The sequence below is a fragment of the Parapusillimonas granuli genome (genome assembly GCF_013416525.1).
In the GTDB taxonomy this organism is placed as follows: Bacteria; Pseudomonadota; Gammaproteobacteria; order Burkholderiales; family Burkholderiaceae_B; genus Parapusillimonas; species Parapusillimonas granuli.
Genome location: NZ_JACCEM010000007.1, coordinates 190,146 through 208,855, shown reverse-complemented (window position 1 = coordinate 208,855; position 18,710 = coordinate 190,146). Strand labels below are relative to the sequence as shown.

Here is an 18,710-nt window from a genome sequence, read left to right as displayed (position 1 = left end):
CAGCGCATGAGGGCGGCGGGCGATCATGCGCCGGCTGTGGGTAGCGAGCAAAAATAATTCAAAACACTTCCAAATATTACAAAATACAGTATACTCGTGGGTTTGCGAGGTCTTGAACCGGCATCGGCCGCCTCGCGCCATCTGAACTCTCAGGATACCCATGAGCTCATTGAATGTCATCCGCCTGCCGCTGATCTCCGCCCTGGCCCTTGCACTTGCCGCGTGCGACGGCTCCGGCGGGTCCGGAACCCCGATACCCGACGTCGCCTGCGCCGAGACCGGCCCCTATGCCTGCCGGACCGGCACGACTGAACCGCTGTACACCTTCCAGTGGGCGCTGAATTACAAGGACAGCTATTTCCAGGACTACCCGTCGGTGTTCGGCGGCGGCCTGGATCTGAACGTGGAACCCGTGCACCGCCAGGGCATAAAAGGCCAGGGCGTGCGCGTGATGGTGGTCGACACGGGGACGGACCTGCACACCGAGGACCTGGCGCCCAATGCGGACCCGAGCCTGTCCTGGAATCTGGTCACCGACATGCCGGATCCCTATCCTACGCAGTCCGCGATAGATGATGGAAGCGCTCATGGCACAGCCGTGGCCGGCATCATCGCGGCGGCGCAAAACGGCAAGGGCGTGATGGGCATCGCGCCCTTGGCCAAGGTCGGCGGCGTCAACTTCCTCGAAAACCCGAGCGTGGGAGCTTGGGCGGCGTCGATGGGTGGCGCGACATGGTCCAGCGGAGCCGACATATTCAATGCGTCGCTGGGGCTGGTCACTGCTTTCGCTCTTCCTTACGATTCCGACGAAGACACCTACACCCCGGTCGTGCGTGCCATGAAAAAGCTGCGTGACGGCAAGGGCGCGGTCTTTCTCAAAGCGGCCGGCAACGACTTCGACAGCCGGCTATGCGGCCACGACTTCGGCTACTACGATTGCAGCAACCCTGCCAACGATCCGATGGGGCCGCGTGAGCCCAACGCGATCACCGTGGCCGCCATCAATGCCTTTGGCGAGGCCAGCAGCTACAGCAGTGCCGGGTCGGTCATCTGGGTCAGCGGCATGGGCGGGGAATTTGGCGAGAGCGGCACATACGGCGAGGTCGGTACCCGCGACTATAGCGGCCCGACCATCTTCAGCACCGACCTGCGCGGCTGCGCTGTGGGCTTCAGTTCCAAGACCGCCCATACGCCCTTCCTGCGCGGCGAATCCCATCACAACGGCATCCCCGACAACCGGGATTGCGACTACGCGTATATGAACGGAACCTCGGCGGCCACGCCGACCGTCGCAGGAGTGGTGGCACTGGTGCTCAGCGCCAACCCGGATCTGGGCTGGCGGGACGTGCGCGACATCCTGCGCATGTCCGCCCGCAAGGTCGATGCGGGCTATGTGTCGGCTTCGCCCCACCGGTTGGGGCTGTTTCCCTACGGGGCGCGCATGGATCTGGCCACCAACAAGTTGAGCACCCATCCGGGCGGCAAGGACGACATCCGGCCCGGCTCCACCGCCGTCCCGATCGACCTTGGCTGGCAAAAGAACGGCGCCGGCCACGAGCATTCGAACTGGTACGGCTTTGGCGTGCCCGACGCGGCCCGGGCCGTTGAGCTGGCCCGGGAATACAAGCGCGATCCACGGTTGAGCCGCTTGCAGGACGTCCAGATTCCGGAGTTCGAGACGGTGGGAGCCTGGTATCAGGGTGACGGCTATGCGGAGGGGCTTGAGGAACAAGACGTAACGAGCGCACAGTCGATGGCGTTTCCGTATCAGCGCGTCACGCTGCTGGGCACCCTGCAGTCGCCGGCGCAGGTCGTGGATTCGTTCCAGGTCCGCCTGAGCGGTACAGACGTCTGCCTAGGCGCTTTGGGCATTGCGGTGCGCTCGCCAGCGGGCACGGTATCGCTGTTGAAGCTGCCCAATGATGCTTTCCGTTCGAAAGAGGTCGTGGACTTCAATGATTACGCCTTGAACAGCGTGGCGTTCTACGGCGAAGAGGCGCAAGGGGAATGGCAGATTTACCTGATGGCGGCCAATCCCGACTTGCCCTTGGAGTTCGCCGTCAAGCAGCCCGATGGAAGCTATATGCCCGGGTTTTCGCAATCATGCTTTGGCGCAAAATCCCGCCCGACGGAATACTTCTTGGAAACGGAAGCCCGTATCATTGCGCAATAGCGCCGTCTGAAATCAAAAAGGATACAGCATGAAATGGAAGAACAGTTGGGTGAGCGGCCTCGCACTCGCGATGCTGGCCTTGGGCGCCCAAGCGGCCGAGCCTCTGATGCCGGGCCAGAGGCTGCCCGCCGATCAGATTGCCGCCTACGGTGAGCTGCCGGTCTATGCCGTCGGCAAGCAGCGCTACCGCCTGTTGCCCCAAGCGGGGGCCGATGGCGCAAGCCTGTTGCTCGACGCCCAGGGCACCGTGCTCGGCAGCAAGAATGGGGTTCTGATCACAGGGGCGTCGGAAGCCGAGATCCGTGCAAGCACCGGGCCCGGCCCCGCGCCGGTATCGATCCAGTACTTCCAGGCCACCGGCATCGCGCTCGTGCGCTATGCGGACTTTCCCACGGCGGTGGCCGCGCTGGAGCCGCTGCGGCAGCGCCTGCCCAGCGCCTCGGTGCGCCTGGCCATCAGCCACGGGAAGCCGCAGGCACATTAGCGGCAAGCGCAAGGCGAGGCCGATCAAGCGTTGTTGACGGCCTGCTCCCCCTCGCTGACACGCTCGAGCTCCGCGGCCTTGAGCTCCATCGCCGCATGCCGCAATGCAGTGCGCAGCCCCTCTTCCACCACCGGATGGTAGAAGGGCATCGCCAGCATTTCGGGAACGGTCAGTTTCTTCTGCACCGCCCAGGCCAGCAAATGCGCGACATGCTCCATTGCCGGCCCCGCCATTTCCGCGCCCAGCAGCCGGCCGTCGGCATGGCTGGCGTATACCCGCAGCCTGCCCCGATTCTTCAGCATGATGCGGGAACGCCCCTGCGACTTGAAATCGACTTCGCCGATCGCCACCCCGTGCTGCGGAAGATCCCGGAACCGCAAACCCACCGCGGCGACCTGGGGATCGGAGAACACCACCGCCATGGGCGCGCGGCGCTTGCCCGGCCGGACGTCCGGATAGGCGGCCGCATTGCCGCCCGCGATGTGGCCGTCGTCGGCCGCTTCGTGCAACAGCGGCGCCATGCCATTGACGTCGCCGGCGATGAAAATGGGCAGGCCGGCCAATTGCAGGGTTTCACGGTCGTAAACCGGCATCCCCCCGGCGTCCAGCTTCGCCCCGGCCTTGCCCAGATCCAGATCCAGATTGGGCGCGCGCCCCGTAGCGAGCAGCACGTAGTCGAAACGTTCCGTGCGCTCCGGCCGGCCGTCTTCCACATGGCGGACCTCGACCTCGTCGCCGATACGCCGCAGGCCCAGCACGGTGCTGTTCAATTGCAGGCTCAGCTCGGCTTGCAGGGCCGCCCGCAGGCTGTCGCGGACCACCGGGTCGCTGAGCCCCGCCAGGCCGTCGCCGCGGCCGATGATGCGGGTGCGGACGCCCAGGCGGGACAAGGCCTGGCCCAGTTCGAGGCCGATGACGCCGGTGCCGACGACCAGCACGCTGCGCGGCAAGTCGTCCCAGGCGAAGACGTCGTCATTGACGATGGCCCGGTCGCCGATGGCCTCGTATTCCTTGGGCACCACGGGCGACGAGCCGGTGGCGATCACCGTGCGCCCGGCGTGGACCACGGTGTGGTCGTCCACCTGGAGTTCCGTGCTGGACAGGAATTTCGCATGGCCGCGGACCTTGTCGGCATCCGGGATCTGGTCCACGCTTTCCAGCACGAAACCCACGAAGCGGTCCCGTTCGCGCTTGACCCGGGCCATGATCGCGCGGCCGTCGATGCGTATGGCGCCGTCGATGCGCACCCCGAAATCCGCCGCGGCCGCCGCCCCGTGCGCGGCTTCGGCCGAGGCGATCAAGAGCTTGGACGGCATGCAGCCGACCCGGGCGCAGGTGGTGCCGTAGGGGCCGCCTTCGATCAGCACGGCCTCGAGCCCCGCCGACTTCACGGCGCGGTAGGCGGTCAGCCCGGCGGTTCCCGCGCCGATGACGGCGACGTCGGTCTCGATGCGTTTCATGCGGGCTCCCTCTTGCGGAACGAGCGTCAGTTGCCTGTCCACTCGGTGACGAACTGGCGGTAATCCGGCCTTTCGGGCGGAACCGCGGACTGTATGGGCGTGCCGATGGCGACGAAGCCCATGAAGCGGTAATCCAGGGCGTCGAAGCCCAGGGCCTCGGGCACCATGTCCACGTAGGTGCCCAGGCCGGTGCTCCAGAAGGCGCCATAGCCCAGCATGTGCGCGGCATTGAGCATATTGCAGACCGCCGCGCCGGTGGCGAGCATGCGCTCGTGCTCGGGAATCTTGGTGTTGGCGTGATCCAGGCGGCAGGCCACGGCGATCAGCAAGGGGACCTTGTCGAGCCAGCGCCGCGTGGTGTTTTCTTTCTCGGGCGTGAGCGGCGCGCCGGATTCCTTGATGGTGGAGATCGCCAGGTCGGCGAAGCGCGCGACGGCGTCGCCGCGGATCAGGGCGAAGCGCCAGGGGCGCAGCCGGCCGTGGTCGGGGGCGGACATGGCCGCCTGCAGGATCCGGCCCAGCTCTTCGTCGGACGGGCCGGGCTGCTGGACGAACTTGACCGAATGGCGTGTATGAAGGTAATCGATGGGTGTTGCGAGAGACATCTTCATCCTTTCCTGAGCAATGCTTTCATGTCGCGGACGGCTTTTTCCCAGCCGTCGAATACGGCGCGCGCCACGATCGCGTGGCCGATATTGAGCTCGGCGATGCCGGGGATGGCGCAGACCGCCTGGACGTTTTCGTAGTGCAGGCCGTGGCCGGCGTTGACCCGCATGCCCGCGCCGATGCCGGCCGCCACGCCGCTGCGCAGGCGGGCCAGCTCGAATTCGGCGGCCGCGGCGTCGCGCGCGTCGGCGTAGGCGCCGGTATGGAGCTCGATGACCGTGGCGCCCGCGCGCCGGGCGGCGTCGATCTGGTCGGCCTCGGGATCGATGAACAGGGAAACGCGGATGCCGGCGTCATGCAGCCGGGACACCGCCTGCCGCACCGATTCGAAGTGGCCGATGACGTCCAGGCCGCCTTCGGTGGTGAGTTCGCTGCGCTTTTCCGGCACCAGGCAGACGTCTTGCGGGCGCACCTTGCAGGCGATGCCGAGCATTTCGGGCGTGATGGCGCATTCCAGGTTCATGCGCGTGCGCAGCACGGGGCGGATCGCGGCCACGTCGGCGTCCTGGATGTGGCGGCGGTCTTCGCGCAGGTGCAGGGTGATGAGGTCGGCGCCGGCATCTTCTGCGCGAAGGGCGGCTTGAACCGGGTCTGGATAAGAGGTGAAACGCTGTTGCCGCAACGTAGCGACGTGGTCGATATTTACACCCAGTTCAATCATTTGGCGGGCACCCTTTCTTACGAACGATCACGGTAAAGGGCTATTATCCCTTTTTATCCGGGTTGTGTCCCGGCGGCGGACTCCTGCAGCCACCCGCCGCCCAGCGCCTTGTATAGCTCCACCCGATTCAGCAGGGAATCCATGCCGGTCTGCAGGAAGGTGCGCTGCGTGTTGTACAGGTCGACCTGGGCGCTCTGCACCTGCAGGAAGCTGTCCAGGCCGGTCTCGTAGCGCAGGTTGGCCAGCCGCAGGCTTTCGGCGGCCGACGCCTCCAGGGCGCGCAGGGCGTCCAGCTGGCCGCTGTAGGTGGCTTCGCCGGCCAGGGCGTCCGCCACTTCCCTGAACGCGACCTGGATCGCCTGCTCGTATTGCGCGACGGCGATGTTCTTGCGCGCTTCGGCCAGGGCCAGGTTGCCGCTGACCCCGCCGGCGAAGATGGGCACCTGCACCTGCGGCGAGAACTGCCAGAACTCCTGCCCCGAGCCGAACAGGCCGCCCAGCTGCGGGCTGGCGAAGCCCAGCAGGCCGGTGATGGATATCCGGGGAAAGAAGGCGGCCCGCGCCGCGCCGATGTTCGCGTTGGCGCCGCGCAGCGCGTTTTCCGCGCCCATGATGTCCGGACGGCGCTGCAGCAGGTCGGACGGCAGGCCGACCGGAATGGCGGCCAGGACCTGGTCGCGCCCGAAGACGGCGGCCTCGGGCAGGTTGTCGGGTATGGGCGTGCCGAGCAGCAGCTGCAAGGCGTTGCGCGCCTGGGATTGCGCCCGCTGGATGCCGGCCAGGTCCGCCCGGACCGTCTCCATCTGCCCGCGCGCCTGATTCAGGTCGAGCGCCGACGCCATGCCTTCATCGTAGCGCGCCTGCACGAGCTTGAAGGTCTGTTCCCGCGCCTTCAAGGTACTTTGCATGAGCCCGTCGAGCTGCTGCGCGGTGCGCAGGCGGAAATAGGCCTCGGCGACCTGGGCGACCAGGTTGATGTGCAGGGTGCGCCTGGCCTGCGCGGTTGCCAGGTACTGCTGGTTGGCGGCCTCGCTGAGATTGCGCAGGCGGCCGAAGAAGTCGAGCTCGAACGCCGTCATGCCGAGCCCGGCCTGGTAATAATGGGTGACGCTGGGCGAGTCGGGCCCGCCCGCGCGGAGATTCGCGGGGTTGCGCGTATGCTGGGTGTTGGCGCCCGCCCCGATCGTGGGGAATTGGTCGCTTTGCACGATGCCGTACTGCGCGCGCGCCTCCTGGACCCTGCCGACGGCGATGCGCATGTCGCGGTTGTTGTCCAGCGCGATGCGGATCAGCTCCTTCAGCCGCGGGTCACGGAAGAATTCCGACCAGCCCAGGTCGGAGCTGTACCGCACCTGCGGCGACACGGCGCTTGCGCTGCGCTCGCCGGTGTTGGCCACCGCGTCGGCGTCGGGGTACTGCCCCGGAACGGGCGCCGCCGGCCGATGGTAGTCGGGCGCCAGCGAGCAGCCCGTCAGCAGCGCGGCGGCCAGGGCCGGCAGGGCCGCCTTCAGATGAAATCCATGCGTCATTTTTGATCCTCGGTCGTGCCGGCGGCGGGCGCGGGTTCGGTGTGCGCGGCATGTGCGCCCAGCAGTTTGGGGCGGGTCTTGAAGATGCTCAGGACCACCACGAAGAACGTGGGAACGAACAGCACGGCCAGCGGCGTCGCCGCAAGCATACCACCCAACACCCCGAGGCCGACCGCGTTCTGGCTGGCCGCGCCCGCGCCGGTGGCGACCGCCAGCGGCAGCACGCCCAGGATGAAGGCGAAGGACGTCATCAGGATGGGGCGGAAGCGCAGGCGCGCGGCCTCGACCGTTGCATCGTAGAGGGAACCGCCCCTGGCATAGGTGTCCTTGGCGAACTCGACGATCAGGATCGCGTTCTTGGCCGACAGGCCGATCACCGTGACCATGCCCACCTGGAAATAGACGTCGCTGGACATGCCCAGCCCGGACACCATCAGGACCGCGCCCAGCATGCCCAGGGGCACCGCCAGCATGACGGAAAGCGGTATGGCCCAGCTCTCGTACAGCGCGGACAGCACCAGGAACACCACCAGGACCGCCAGGCCGAGCAATATCGCCGTCTGCCCGCCCGCCTGCAATTCCTGGTAGGACAGGCCGGTCCATTCAAAGGCGAAGCCTTCGGGCAGCTCGCCCACCAGGCGTTCCATTTCCGCCATCGCGTCGCCCGTGGAATACCCCGGCCCGGCGGAGCCGCCGATGCGGATCGATTCATAGCTGTTATAGCGCACCACCTGGACCGGCCCGCGCTTCCATTCGTAGCTGACGAAGGAGGACAGCGGCACCATTTCGCCCTGGCTGTTGCGCGCGTTGAGCTTGAGGATGTCGTCCGGGTTCATGCGGTGCGCGTCCTCCGCCTGCACCCAGACATTCTGCACCCAGCCCTGGTTGGTGAACTTGCCCACGTACGATGAGCCCATCGCCGTGGAGATCAGTTGCGCGGCTTCGGTGAAGTCCACCCCCAGCGCCGCCGCCTTGTCGCGGTCGAGCGTGATGCTGAGCTGCGAGCCCGGCCCCAGGCCGGTGATGCGGGTGCCCGACAATATGGGGCTTTGCGCCGCTTTCTGCAGCAGCTGGTCCGTCGCGGCCATCAGGGCGTCGTGCCCGCGCCCGCCGCGGTCTTCCAGGCGCATGTCGAAGCCGGAGGCGTTGCCGAGCGACGAGATCGCGGGCGGCACCACCGAGAACACCATGGCGTCCGGCAGGCCGAACAGCAGGTTCTGCACGGCCTTGCCCGCGACCGCCATGGCGGAATCGCCCGGCCCCTTGCGCTCGGAGAAGTCCTTGAGCGGCACGAAGGCGATGGCCGAGTTCAGGCCGTTGCCGTTGAAGCTGAAGCCCTGCACCGCAATGATGTTCTGGGTCTGCGGCTGCTGCTTGAAGTAGTGCTCGACCTTCTCGATGATTTCGATGGTGCGGTTGGCCGTGGCGTCCGAAGGAAGCTCGATGTTGGCCACGATGTAGCCCTGGTCTTCTTCCGGCAGGAAGGAAGTGGGCAGGCGCATGTAGAGCCAGCCCAGCGCCACGACCAGGATCAGATAGACGAACATCATGCGCCCGCCGCGCCGCAGGCTGCGGCCCACCCAGGACTCATAGCGCTTGGTCGTGCGCTCGAAGCTGCGGTTGAACCACCCGAAAAAGCCCTTCTTGCTTTCGTGGTGGCCTTTCGGGATGGCCTTGAGTATGGTCGCGCACAGCGCCGGCGTGAAGGTCAGCGCCAGGAAGGCCGAGAACATGATGGAAACCGCCATCGCCACCGAAAACTGGCGGTAGATGACCCCGACCGAGCCGGTCATGAAGGCCAGCGGCAGGAACACCGTGGTCAGCACCAGGGTGATGCCGACGATGGCCCCGCTGATCTGCGGCATGGCCTTGCGGGTGGCCTCTTTGGGCGGCAGCCCTTCTTCCACCATGATGCGCTCGACGTTCTCGACCACCACGATGGCGTCGTCCACGAGAATGCCGATGGCGAGCACCATGGCGAACATCGTCAGCACGTTGATCGACAGGCCCAGCGCCAGCATGACGGCGAAGGTGCCGAGCAGCGCGACCGGGACCACCAGCGCCGGAATCAGCGTATAGCGGACGTTCTGGAGGAACAGGAACATCACGACGAAGACCAGGGCCATGGCCTCGAACAGCGTGTGGACCACCTGCTCGATCGAGATCTCGACGTAGGGCGAGGTGTCGTACGGAATGGCGTACTGGATGTTGTCCGGAAAATACGCGGACAGTTCCTCCAGCTTGTCTTTCACGCCCTTCGCGGTGGACAGCGCATTGGCGCTGGGCGTGAGCGAGATCGCGAAGGCGGCCGTCGGCTTGCCGTTCAGCCGCGCGCCGAACTGGTAGTTGTCGGACCCGACTTCGACCCGGGCGACGTCCGACAGCTTGACCGTCGAGCCGTCCAGGTTGGAACGCAGGATGATGTTCTCGAACTCCTGCACGCTGGACAGCTGCCCGTTCACGGTGATGGGCGCCGCCACGCGCTGGTCCGCCGGATTGGGGGGCGAGCCCATGATGCCGCCCGAGATCAGCACGTTCTGCCGGCTGATGGCGTTGTTGACTTCGGCCATGCTCATGTTGAAGCCCACGAGCTTGTCCGGGTCGACCCAGATGCGCATGGCGCGCTGGGAGGCGAAGAGCTGGAATTTCCCGACGCCGGGCACGCGCGACACCGGGTTCTGGATGTTGCGGGTGATGTAGTCGGCCAGTGCGGATTCGCTGACGCTGCCGTCCGTCGACGACACCGTCACCACCATGAGGAAGCCGGTATTGGACTGCGAAACTTTCAGGCCCTGCTGCACGACGGCGGCCGGCAGGCTGGAGGTGATGTTCGAGATGCGGTTCTGCACGTCGACCTGCGCCATGTCCGGGTCGGTGCCCGGCGCGAAGGTGGCGGTGATCTGGGCCTGGCCGTAGGAGTCGCTGACGGACTCGTAATAAAGCAGCCCCTTGGCGCCGTTGAGCTCGTTCTCGATCACGCTGGCCACCGAACTGGCGACGTCTTGCGTGGAAGCGCCGGGATAGGACGCGTTGATGTTGATGGTGGGCGGCGCGACCTCGGGATACTGGGAGACCGGCATGTTGGGAATGGCCAGGAGCCCCGCCAGGGTGATCGTCAGAGCAACCACCCAGGCAAAAATAGGTCGTTCAATGAAAAACTGTGGCATGTGCGCTCACTTGTCCTATGCATGAGTGAGGCGAGCCGGGCCCGCCTCGTTGGGCTGTCGTCAACCTTGGGCCGGCGCGGGCTGGGCGGCGGCTTTCTGTTCGCCGTTCCAGGGCATGGCCTGTACCGGCGCGCCGGGACGGATCTTCTGGAAGCCCTCGACGACCACGACGTCACCGGGGTTGAGGCCCTTGTAGATGATGGACTTGCCTTTGCTTTCGGGGCCCACGCGCACCGCCACGGGGGTGACCTTGCCGTCCTTGACCAGCATGAGGCTGCTGAGTCCGTCGGCCGTGCGCTGGATGGCCTGCGGCGGAACCAGCAGCGCCTTTTCATCCATGCCCTGCTGCAGGCGGACGCGGACATACATGCCCGGCAAAAGGATCTGGTCGGGATTCTTGAATTGGGCGCGCAGGCTGACCTGGCCCGTCGACGGGTCGACGCTGACGCCCGAGAAAAGCAGCTTGCCGTCCTGCGGATACACGCTGCCGTCTTCCAGGACGACGCGCGCCAGGGCGTCGCCGTCGTTCGAGCGCGTCAGCACGCCCGCGTCCATGGCCTTGCGCAGCTGCGCCAGCTGGGTGGTGGAACGGGTGATGTCGACGTAGACCTGGTCGAGCTGCTGGACCGAGGCCATCAAGGTGGAGGACGTTGCGCTGACGAGCGCGCCCTCGGTCACGATGGACTTGCCGATGCGGCCGGAAATCGGCGACACGACCTTGGTGTAGCCCAGGTCGATTTCCGCCGACTGCAGCGCGGCCTGCGCCGCCGCCACATTGGCTTCGGCCTGCAGCGCGCGCGCGACCGCGTTGTCGTATTCCTGGCGGCTGACGGCGTTGGACTTCACCAGCTTGCTGTTGCGCTGCGCGAACAGCCGGGCGCTGCGGACATCGGCCTCGGCCACTTTCAGCTGCGCGGCCGCCTGGTTGCGCCGCGCCTCGTAGGGCGCGGGGTCGATGGTGAACAGCAGCTGTCCTTCTTTGACGTCGCTGCCCTGCTCGAAATGGATGCCGGTGACGATGCCGGTGACGCGCGCACGGATTTCGGCGTCTTTGATCGCTTCGACCCGGCCGGGCAATTCAACGAAGATTTCAGTGGGAGTAGGCTGGACTGTGATGACGCTGACGGGGACTTTCATGTCGCCGCCCATGCCCTTTTGTTGTGGTTTGTCACTGCATGAAACTAAAAACAACAAGGAACTTAACACGACGGCTTTGAACAGCTGCCTCTTGGGCAGGCCGGGATAAGACATGGGGATAACTCCTGACGCCAGGCGCGCTTCGGTGGAGCGCGGGTGGCTGGTCTATTCTGTTTGTTCGGCGAAGGGAAAGTATAAAGGCAATTCGCCATTTGTAAGAACCGCATTTTAATTGAAATTCATTACGGTAGTCGGCGGATGCCGAGAATTCCGGCCTGTCCGGGGGCACGGGACTTGCTAAGAGAGGCGGGCCGAGCCAGGCTCGTTTACTCATGACGGAAGGAGAATTCCATGAATATCATCCAGTATTCCAAGGCGTTGACCCTGATCGCCGCCACCGCCGCGCTGACGGCCTGCGGAGGCTACCAGAAGCAGCCGGATACGGCGCAATACACCGACGATTCGTCGATCAACACCAATGTACAGGCGGCGGTCGCCGGGGTGCCCGGGGTGGAGGCGAACACCATGTCGGTGAATACGAACGGTGGGATGGTGAAGCTCACCGGGACGGTGGAGAACAAGCTCGCCGCGCAGAACGCGATCCAGGCGGCGCGCCAGGTCGCGGGTGTCAAGCAGGTGGATTTCGACCTGAAGGTCCGGGAGCCTTGAATCGCCGCGCCGCCGCCGGTCTCCCAAGCCGGCCCGCCGGAAGCCCGGCGGGCGCTCCCGCGCCTTCCCGGCCTCGGGCGGGCCTCATGGCGGAAATGACGGAGCGACGGCCGCGCTCGGCGGCGTCATCCGCTCGATCGGACCTGCTCCACGTTCGGCGTCACCAAGGGATCGAAATCGCGCCACTTCCCGTCTTCCCAGCGCCCCTGCGCCCTTTCCACCTCCACTCCGCCCTTGCTGCGCAGTATGTCCGCCACGGCCTGCTGCTGCTCGGCCGACGTATGCACCGCCAGCATCACCCCGGACGCCCTGCCCTGGTTGACCTTCGCGTCCCGCGCGTCGCGCAGGCTGCGCCGCGGCCGCTTCTTGCCGAGGAAAAAGACCGCGCCGATCAATGACCCGACATAGGCGCCCACGCCCGCCGCCGCGATGATGGGCAGCATGGAGCCGGTAAACCCCAGCGCCAGGCCTCCGCCCACGATCGCCCCGAAGAGCCCGATCGCGGCCGCGGCCCCGATGGCGCCCAGCGGGGCGCCGGCGGAATCCGGGTCATGCGCCCTGTCGCCGCCCAAGGGATAGCGGTCGTGGCTGCCGGGTGGATTCACGAAGAAGGTATGCAAGGCGTCTTCCATGATTCCGATCTCTTTGAGCGCCCGGGCGGCGCCCTCGGCTTCATCGAAGGTCTGGAAACGCGCGGCTACGATCAGCGACATGGTCGATCTCCTGTTGAATTCGGCCACTGTGCAGCAATCCCCATGCCGCGGACCGCGGGGCGCGCGGGCCCGTGCCGCCTCTAAGGTTCCTCCTGGCCCGCCAGCCGGCCGTCCCGCGGCTTCTTGATCTTGGCTTCGGCGCCCAGGTACCAGGCGCCGGCGATCAGGAGCGGCCCCAGGTAGTACACTGCCCGATACACCAGGATGGAGCCGAGCACTTCGGGCCGCGAGAACGAAGCCGAAGCCACCATCGCGATGAAAACGGATTCCAGCACGCCTATTCCCCCGGGGATGTGCAGCAAGGCGCCGGCGATCGCGCTCACCAGCAGGGCGCCCAGCACCAGTCCGTAGGGCGCGCGCTGCTGCATCAGCACATAGATCACCGCGGCGATGAGCATCCAGTTGACCATAGCGATGCCCATCTGGACCGCCGCCAGCCCGATGTTGGGCAGTTCGATCTCATGGCCGTGGACCTGCCATGAGCGCTTGGTGGAATACGCGCACAGCAGCAGATAGGCCAGCGCCGCGGCCACCATGGCGGCGCCGATGAATTGCAGCGTATGGTCGCCGAGCGACCAGCCGAAAGGCAGCGTGAACTGGCCGGAGACGAACACCAGGCCGGCAAGCAGGACATAGCCCAGCCAGTTGGTCGCCAGGCTCATCGCCATGACGCGCATCACCACGCCGACCGGCAGCCCCTGCTTGCTGTACAGGCGCACCCGCAATCCCACGCCGCCCACCGGCGCGCCCATGTTCATGGTGAAGGCATAGCTGATGAAGCCCACCATCATCGCCCGCCACCAGGCCAGTTCGTGCCCGGTATACCATTTGCCGAGCAGGTCGAAGCAGCTGTAGACGAGATAGCTGGCCAGGGCGATCAGGGCGGCCAGCATGACGGTCCGCCCCGACAGCTGGCGGATCGCGGCCGCCACGTCGTTCCAGGCCACCTGCGTGACCGCGATGCTCAGCAGGACCAGCACCAGGACCAGGAACAGCGCGCCCGCGGCCTTGCGGATCACGCTCCAATGCCGTCGCGCCCAATGCAGCAGCCCTCCCGCTCCGCTTGCGCTCATGGCTTCCCCTCGACGGTCTCGTCGCCCGGCGCGTGCACGGACTTCAGTTCGGCCTCGCGCTGGGGCAGCCGCCCCGCCCAGGCCGGAAAGCGCCGCAGGAAGTGAAAGACGAACACTCCCACGAACACCCGCTGAATCTTGCGCCGCGGGCGCGGCTGGCGCGCCATCGGCCGGCAATGCTCCGCGATCAGGGTTTCCAGGCGTTTCTGCAGCAGCGCGCCGAACTCGCGGTCGTAGATCATCACGTTGGCCTCCAGGTTGAGCGCCAGGCTGAGCGGATCGAGATTGCTGGAGCCGACCGTGGACCAGACGCCGTCCACCGCCGCCACCTTTCCATGCAGCGGGCGTTCGCAATACTCGTGGATCTCCACGCCTCCGGACAGGAGGTAGTCGTACAGCATGGTCGCGACGAACCTGGCGGCGGGCATGTCGGGCTCGCCCTGCAGGATCAGGCGCACGCGCACGCCGCGCTTGGCGGCGTTGCGCAAATCGCGCAGGAAGCGGTAGCCTGGGAAGAAATAGGCATTGGCCAGCACGATGTCGTGGCGCGCCGCCCGCAAGCCCATCCGGTAATACAATTCGATGTCGTTCTTGTGCCGGTCGTTGTCGCGCACGATCAAGGCCGCCCGGGAATCCCCTTCGGCATGGTTTTCCCCGCGCCGCCGCCAGCGCGGCATGCGCCAGGAGAACGGCGCGCGCACCGGCGCCAGCGTCTCGGCCTCGAAGCGGGCGATCTCGTCCACCAAGGGTCCGCGAATGGAAATCGCGTAGTCCTGCTTGGCCCCCGGGCCGAAATCGGCCAGGTGGTCGGCGCTGAAGTTGATGCCGCCGACGAAGGCCAGCTCGCCGTCGATCACCACGATCTTGCGATGCATCCGGCGGAACAGATTGGTGCGCACCCCGAACCGCCGCGGCCGCGGGTCATAGACATGGAACCGTATGCCCACCGAGGTCATGGCTTCGATGAAGGCCGGTTCCAGGTCCGCCGAACCATAGCCGTCCACCGTCACGTCCACGCTCACCCCTCGCTTGCCGGCATCGATGAGCGCTTCCTGCAAGGCATTGCCGACCTTGTCCTGGAACAGGATGAAGGTTTCGAGCACCACGCTGCGCCGGGCCTTGCGGATGGCGTCGAATACCGCCGGAAAGAAAGCCTCGCCGTTCTCCAGCAGTTCCAGCTGGTTGCCCGAGGTCCACTTCACCGTCATAGCTCGATCTCCACCGCCAGGGGAGCATGGTCGGACAGATGGCTCCAGGGCCGCTGCGACAAGGCGACCGGCTCGTAGGCGCGCACATTCCGCAAGTAGATGCGGTCCAGGCGCAGCAGCGGAAAGCGGGCGGGAAAGGTGCGGGCGACTTGTCCGTGGCGCGATTTGAAGGCCTCCACCATGCCGCTGCAGCGGGACAGCGCCTTCTGGCTGCGCATGCGCCAGTCGTTGAAATCGCCCGCGATGACCAAGGGCGCGTCGGCGGGGATTTCGTTCTCGATCAGGCGGCAAAGATAGGCCATCTGATAGGCCCGATGGCGTTCGCGCAGGCCCAGGTGCACGCATATGGCGTGGATCTCCGCGCCTCCCGGGGGCTGCAGCACGCAATGCAGCAGGCCGCGCTTTTCGTGGCGCCCGACGGATATGTCCAGATTGTCATAGCGCGTGATGGGGAACTTGGACAGGAGGGCGTTGCCATGGTGCCCATGGGGGTAGACCGCGTTTCTGCCGTAGGCGAAATCGCTCCAGATGGTGTCGGCGAGGAATTCGTATTGGGTGGTGGTGGGCCAATGGGCCAGTTGGCTGGCGTGTCGGTGGTGGGCGCCCAGGACCTCTTGCAGGAAGACGATGTCGGCCTGTGTCTGGCGTATGGCGTCGCGCAGTTCGTGCAGGATGAAGCGGCGATTGAAGACCGTAAAGCCCTTGTGGGTGTTTACGGTCAGGACCTTGAGGGTCAGCGATGCATTGTTGTTGGTCATGGCACCTGCGGAAGTCGTGCTCGCGACGACGCAGCAAGTATCATGCCGCGGGGCCCTGGCGGCTTCCGGGGCCCCGCCGGCCTTTCGGCGTTGGCGGGCCTCAGGGCATGGCGGGCCGCTTCAGGACCATCAGCTCAGAAGCAACCCGTCATCGGCGAGCTTCTCGCCGCGCACCCGCTCGAACATCCTGAGCAGGTCGGGCACGTCCAGCCCCTGGCGCTCGGGCCCCGACACATCCAGCACGACATTGCCCTGGTGCAGCATCACCGTGCGCTCGCCGACATCCAGCGCCTGGCGCATGCTGTGGGTCACCATCATGGTGGTCAGCTTGCTTTCCGACACGATGCGGGTGGTGAGCTCCAGCACGAATTCCGCCGTGCGCGGATCCAGCGCGGCGGTGTGCTCGTCCAGCAGCAGGATGCGCGACGGACGCATCGAGGCCATCAACAGGCTCACGGCCTGGCGCTGGCCTCCGGACAGCAGCCCGATGCGGTCGGTGAGGCGGTTCTCCAGCCCCAGCCCCAGCGTGGCCAGGCGGTCGCGGAACTCATTGCGCATGGACGCGCGCACCGCCCTGCCCAGGCCGCGGCGCTCGCCGCGGCAGGACGCCAGCGCCATGTTCTCTTCGATGGTGAGGTCTTCGCAGGTGCCGGCCATGGGATCCTGGAAGACCCGGGCCACCTGCCGCGCCCTTTCCCAGACGGGCTGGCGGGTGACGTCCTGGTTGTCGATGGCGATGCTGCCGGAATCGATGGGGATGTCGCCCGACACCGCATTGAGGAAGGTGGATTTCCCGGCCCCGTTGGAGCCGATGACGGTCACGAATTGCCCGGTGGGGATTTCCAGCGACAGCCCCCGCAGGGCGCGGGTCTCGATGGGCGTGCCCGCGTTGAAGGTGATGTGGATGTTCTTCGCGCTCAGCATGGCGTCAGCCCCCCTTCTTGCCGCGCAGGCGCTGCTTGAGCAGCGGTATGACCAGCGCGAAGGTGACCAGCAGCGCCGTGACCAGATTCAGGTCTTGCGCCTTCAGGCCCACGAAATCGGCGTTCAGCGCCAGCGCGATGAAAAAGCGGTACAGGACCGCCCCGACGATGACGGCCAGGGTGATGACGACCATCTTGCGCGACGGCATGATGCTTTCCCCGACGATGACGGCGGCCAGGCCGATGACGATGGTGCCTATGCCCATGGAGATGTCCGCTCCGCCCTGCGACTGCGCGAACAGCGCGCCCGCCAGGGCGCACAGCGCGTTCGAGATGCCCATGCCCACCAGGACGCGATTGCCGGTGGCCACCCCCTGCGCCCGCGCCATGCGGGGATTGGACCCCGTCGCGCGCATGGCCAGGCCCGCCTGCGTCGCGAAATACCAGTCCAGGACGAACTTGATGACGATCACCAGGACCAGCAGGATGAGCGGCCGCATGATGTAGTCGGTGACCCCTTCGGGCTGCAGCATGGTGAAGACCGTGGGCTCGGAGATGAGCGGCACGTTGGGCCGGCCCATGATGCGCAGATTGATGGAATACAGCGCGATCATCATCAGGATGCTGGCCAGCAAGTCCATAATCTTGAGCTTCACGTTCAGCCAGCCGGTGATCATGCCCGCCACGGCGCCCGCCAGGCTGGCGATGAGGGTGGACGTGAAGGGGTCCATGCCCAGCGAAATCAGCGTGGCCGCCGTGGCGCCGCCCAAGGGGAAGCTGCCGTCGACCGTCAGGTCCGGAAACCGGAGCAGACGGAAGGAAATGAGCACGCCCAAGGCGACCAGACCGAAGATCAGGCCGATTTCGAGTGCGCCCCACAGTGAGTAGATAGACATGTTCGGGCTAGAGAAGACAAAAACGAACAGGCGGGGTGTTCGGCACAACCCGCCTGTTCAACGGACCTGAAATTTTATATGCCGAGGCCGATTTTATTCCACGACCTGGGTCGCCGACTTGACGAAGGCGTCGGACAGCGTCACCCCCTGCTTCTTGGCCGCGCCCGGGTTGACGAAGAGTTCGAGCTTGTCGCTGGTCTCGGAGGCCATTTCGCCCGGCTTCTGGCCCTTCAGGATCTTGATGACCATCTTGCCCGTCTGCACGCCCAGGTCGTAGTAATTGACCCCCAGGGCGGCGATGGCGCCGCGCTTGACGCTGTCGGTATCCGAGGCGATGAGCGGAATCTTGGCATCGACGCCCACCTTGACCAGCGATTCGTAGGCGGAAACGACGTTGTTGTCGGTATTGGTGTAGATGACGTCCACCTTGCCGACCAGGCTGCGCGCGGCGGCGCCGACGTCGACGGTGCGGGCCGCGGTGGCCTCCACCAGCGACATGCCCGCCTTGGCGAGCAGTTCACGCATCTGCTTGACCACCACGACGGAATTGGCTTCGCCCGGGTTGTAGACCATGCCGACGCGCTTGGCGTCGGGCACGACCTTCTTGATGAGATCGACCTGCTTTTCCAGCGCCAGCGCGTCGGAGACGCCGGCGACGTTGGTGCCGGACGGCGCCATGGACTGGACCAGCTGCGCCGCGACGGGATCGGTGACCGCCGAATAGACGACCGGTATGGACTTGGTGGCCGCTACGACGGCCTGCGCCGACGGCGTGGCGATGGCGACGATGACGTCGGGCTTGTCGCCGACGAACTTGCGCGCGATCTGCGCGGCGATGGCCGTATTGCCCTGCGCGGTCTGGAACTGCCATTTCAGGCCCTTGGCCTCGGTATAGCCGGCCTTGTTCAGCGTGTCTTTCACGCCGTCCTTGATGGAGTCCAGCGCGGGGTGCTCGACGATGGACGTGACGGCCACCGATTGGGCGAATACCGATGAATGCGCCAGTGCACCCATGACCGCCATAGCGCCCAAAGCCAGTTTTGCCGACTTGCTAAACCTCATGTGTAACTCCTTGCTTAGGATCTTGGAATGAAACGGCGCGCCCGCAAACGCGCCCGGATGGGCGTAAGTCTAACGCGTTCGCCCACGCAATGGCCCAAGGGAAATCCCTGGCAATCGCGACGCGCCGGGCG

General features: G+C 66.0%; 16 protein-coding genes. 3 read left to right on the top strand and 13 right to left on the bottom strand.

Translation table 11 applies throughout. The features are described 5' to 3' along the window. Window positions 1-160 precede the first annotated feature (160 nt). Both H0A72_RS14505 and H0A72_RS14500 read left to right on the top strand, forming a co-directional pair. Window positions 161-2,173, top strand: a complete 2,013-nt coding sequence (locus H0A72_RS14505; protein ID WP_180156546.1) for a S8 family serine peptidase — start codon at window positions 161-163, stop codon at window positions 2,171-2,173. 28 nt (window positions 2,174-2,201) lie between these two features. Next, the gene (locus H0A72_RS14500; RefSeq protein WP_180156544.1) at window positions 2,202-2,657 is read left to right on the top strand and encodes a hypothetical protein; all 456 of its coding nucleotides are present in this window, start codon (window positions 2,202-2,204) and stop codon (window positions 2,655-2,657) included. Window positions 2,658-2,680: 23 nt separating this feature from the next. Here the strand turns inward: H0A72_RS14500 and H0A72_RS14495 are convergent, their stop codons facing one another. From H0A72_RS14495 to H0A72_RS14470, 6 genes are read right to left on the bottom strand one after another with little or no spacing between them, the layout of a single operon-like run. Then, the gene (locus H0A72_RS14495) at window positions 2,681-4,117 is read right to left on the bottom strand and encodes a dihydrolipoyl dehydrogenase (protein ID WP_180156543.1); all 1,437 of its coding nucleotides are present in this window, start codon (window positions 4,115-4,117) and stop codon (window positions 2,681-2,683) included. Window positions 4,118-4,143: 26 nt separating this feature from the next. Further along, the gene (locus H0A72_RS14490; RefSeq protein ID WP_180156541.1) at window positions 4,144-4,722 is read right to left on the bottom strand and encodes a nitroreductase family protein; all 579 of its coding nucleotides are present in this window, start codon (window positions 4,720-4,722) and stop codon (window positions 4,144-4,146) included. A gap of 2 nt (window positions 4,723-4,724) precedes the next feature. Beyond that, window positions 4,725-5,444: a pyridoxine 5'-phosphate synthase gene (pdxJ, locus tag H0A72_RS14485; protein WP_180156539.1), complete on the bottom strand. Its 720-nt coding sequence runs from the start codon at window positions 5,442-5,444 to the stop codon at window positions 4,725-4,727. 53 nt (window positions 5,445-5,497) lie between these two features. Then, window positions 5,498-6,973 carry an efflux transporter outer membrane subunit gene (locus H0A72_RS14480; RefSeq protein ID WP_180156537.1) on the bottom strand — a complete coding sequence of 492 codons (1,476 nt, stop codon included), beginning with the start codon at window positions 6,971-6,973 and terminating at the stop codon, window positions 5,498-5,500. Beyond that, window positions 6,970-10,140, bottom strand: coding sequence for an efflux RND transporter permease subunit (locus tag H0A72_RS14475; protein WP_180156535.1), 3,171 nt, complete (start codon window positions 10,138-10,140; stop codon window positions 6,970-6,972). The genes H0A72_RS14480 and H0A72_RS14475 overlap by 4 nt, the downstream gene beginning before the upstream one ends. A 60-nt stretch (window positions 10,141-10,200) precedes the next feature. Then, complete coding sequence (locus tag H0A72_RS14470; RefSeq protein ID WP_180156534.1) at window positions 10,201-11,391, bottom strand: efflux RND transporter periplasmic adaptor subunit; 1,191 nt, start codon at window positions 11,389-11,391, stop codon at window positions 10,201-10,203. A 237-nt stretch (window positions 11,392-11,628) separates the two neighbouring features. Between H0A72_RS14470 and H0A72_RS14465 the strand changes: the two genes are divergently transcribed. Then, complete coding sequence (locus H0A72_RS14465) at window positions 11,629-11,946, top strand: BON domain-containing protein (RefSeq protein ID WP_180156532.1); 318 nt, start codon at window positions 11,629-11,631, stop codon at window positions 11,944-11,946. Window positions 11,947-12,071: 125 nt separating this feature from the next. Here the strand turns inward: H0A72_RS14465 and H0A72_RS14460 are convergent, their stop codons facing one another. The 7 genes from H0A72_RS14460 to H0A72_RS14430 form a co-directional block, all read right to left on the bottom strand. Further along, window positions 12,072-12,659, bottom strand: coding sequence for a hypothetical protein (locus tag H0A72_RS14460; protein ID WP_180156531.1), 588 nt, complete (start codon window positions 12,657-12,659; stop codon window positions 12,072-12,074). A gap of 80 nt (window positions 12,660-12,739) precedes the next feature. Further along, complete coding sequence (locus tag H0A72_RS14455; RefSeq protein ID WP_180156529.1) at window positions 12,740-13,732, bottom strand: lysylphosphatidylglycerol synthase domain-containing protein; 993 nt, start codon at window positions 13,730-13,732, stop codon at window positions 12,740-12,742. After that, entirely contained in the window at window positions 13,729-14,940 is a 1,212-nt protein-coding gene (gene clsB / locus H0A72_RS14450) for a cardiolipin synthase ClsB (protein WP_180156527.1), read from the bottom strand. The genes H0A72_RS14455 and clsB overlap by 4 nt, the downstream gene beginning before the upstream one ends. Beyond that, window positions 14,937-15,698: an endonuclease/exonuclease/phosphatase family protein gene (locus H0A72_RS14445; RefSeq protein WP_180156525.1), complete on the bottom strand. Its 762-nt coding sequence runs from the start codon at window positions 15,696-15,698 to the stop codon at window positions 14,937-14,939. Before H0A72_RS14445 ends, clsB begins: the two co-directional genes overlap by 4 nt. Window positions 15,699-15,827: 129 nt before the next feature. Beyond that, window positions 15,828-16,622: an ABC transporter ATP-binding protein gene (locus tag H0A72_RS14440; protein ID WP_180156523.1), complete on the bottom strand. Its 795-nt coding sequence runs from the start codon at window positions 16,620-16,622 to the stop codon at window positions 15,828-15,830. 4 nt (window positions 16,623-16,626) lie between these two features. Further along, window positions 16,627-17,517 (bottom strand): ABC transporter permease, encoded by an 891-nt coding sequence (locus H0A72_RS14435; RefSeq protein WP_180156521.1) that lies wholly within the window; start codon window positions 17,515-17,517, stop codon window positions 16,627-16,629. Between the two features lie 93 nt (window positions 17,518-17,610). Next, complete coding sequence (locus tag H0A72_RS14430; protein WP_180156518.1) at window positions 17,611-18,579, bottom strand: ABC transporter substrate-binding protein; 969 nt, start codon at window positions 18,577-18,579, stop codon at window positions 17,611-17,613. Window positions 18,580-18,710: the final 131 nt, after the last annotated feature.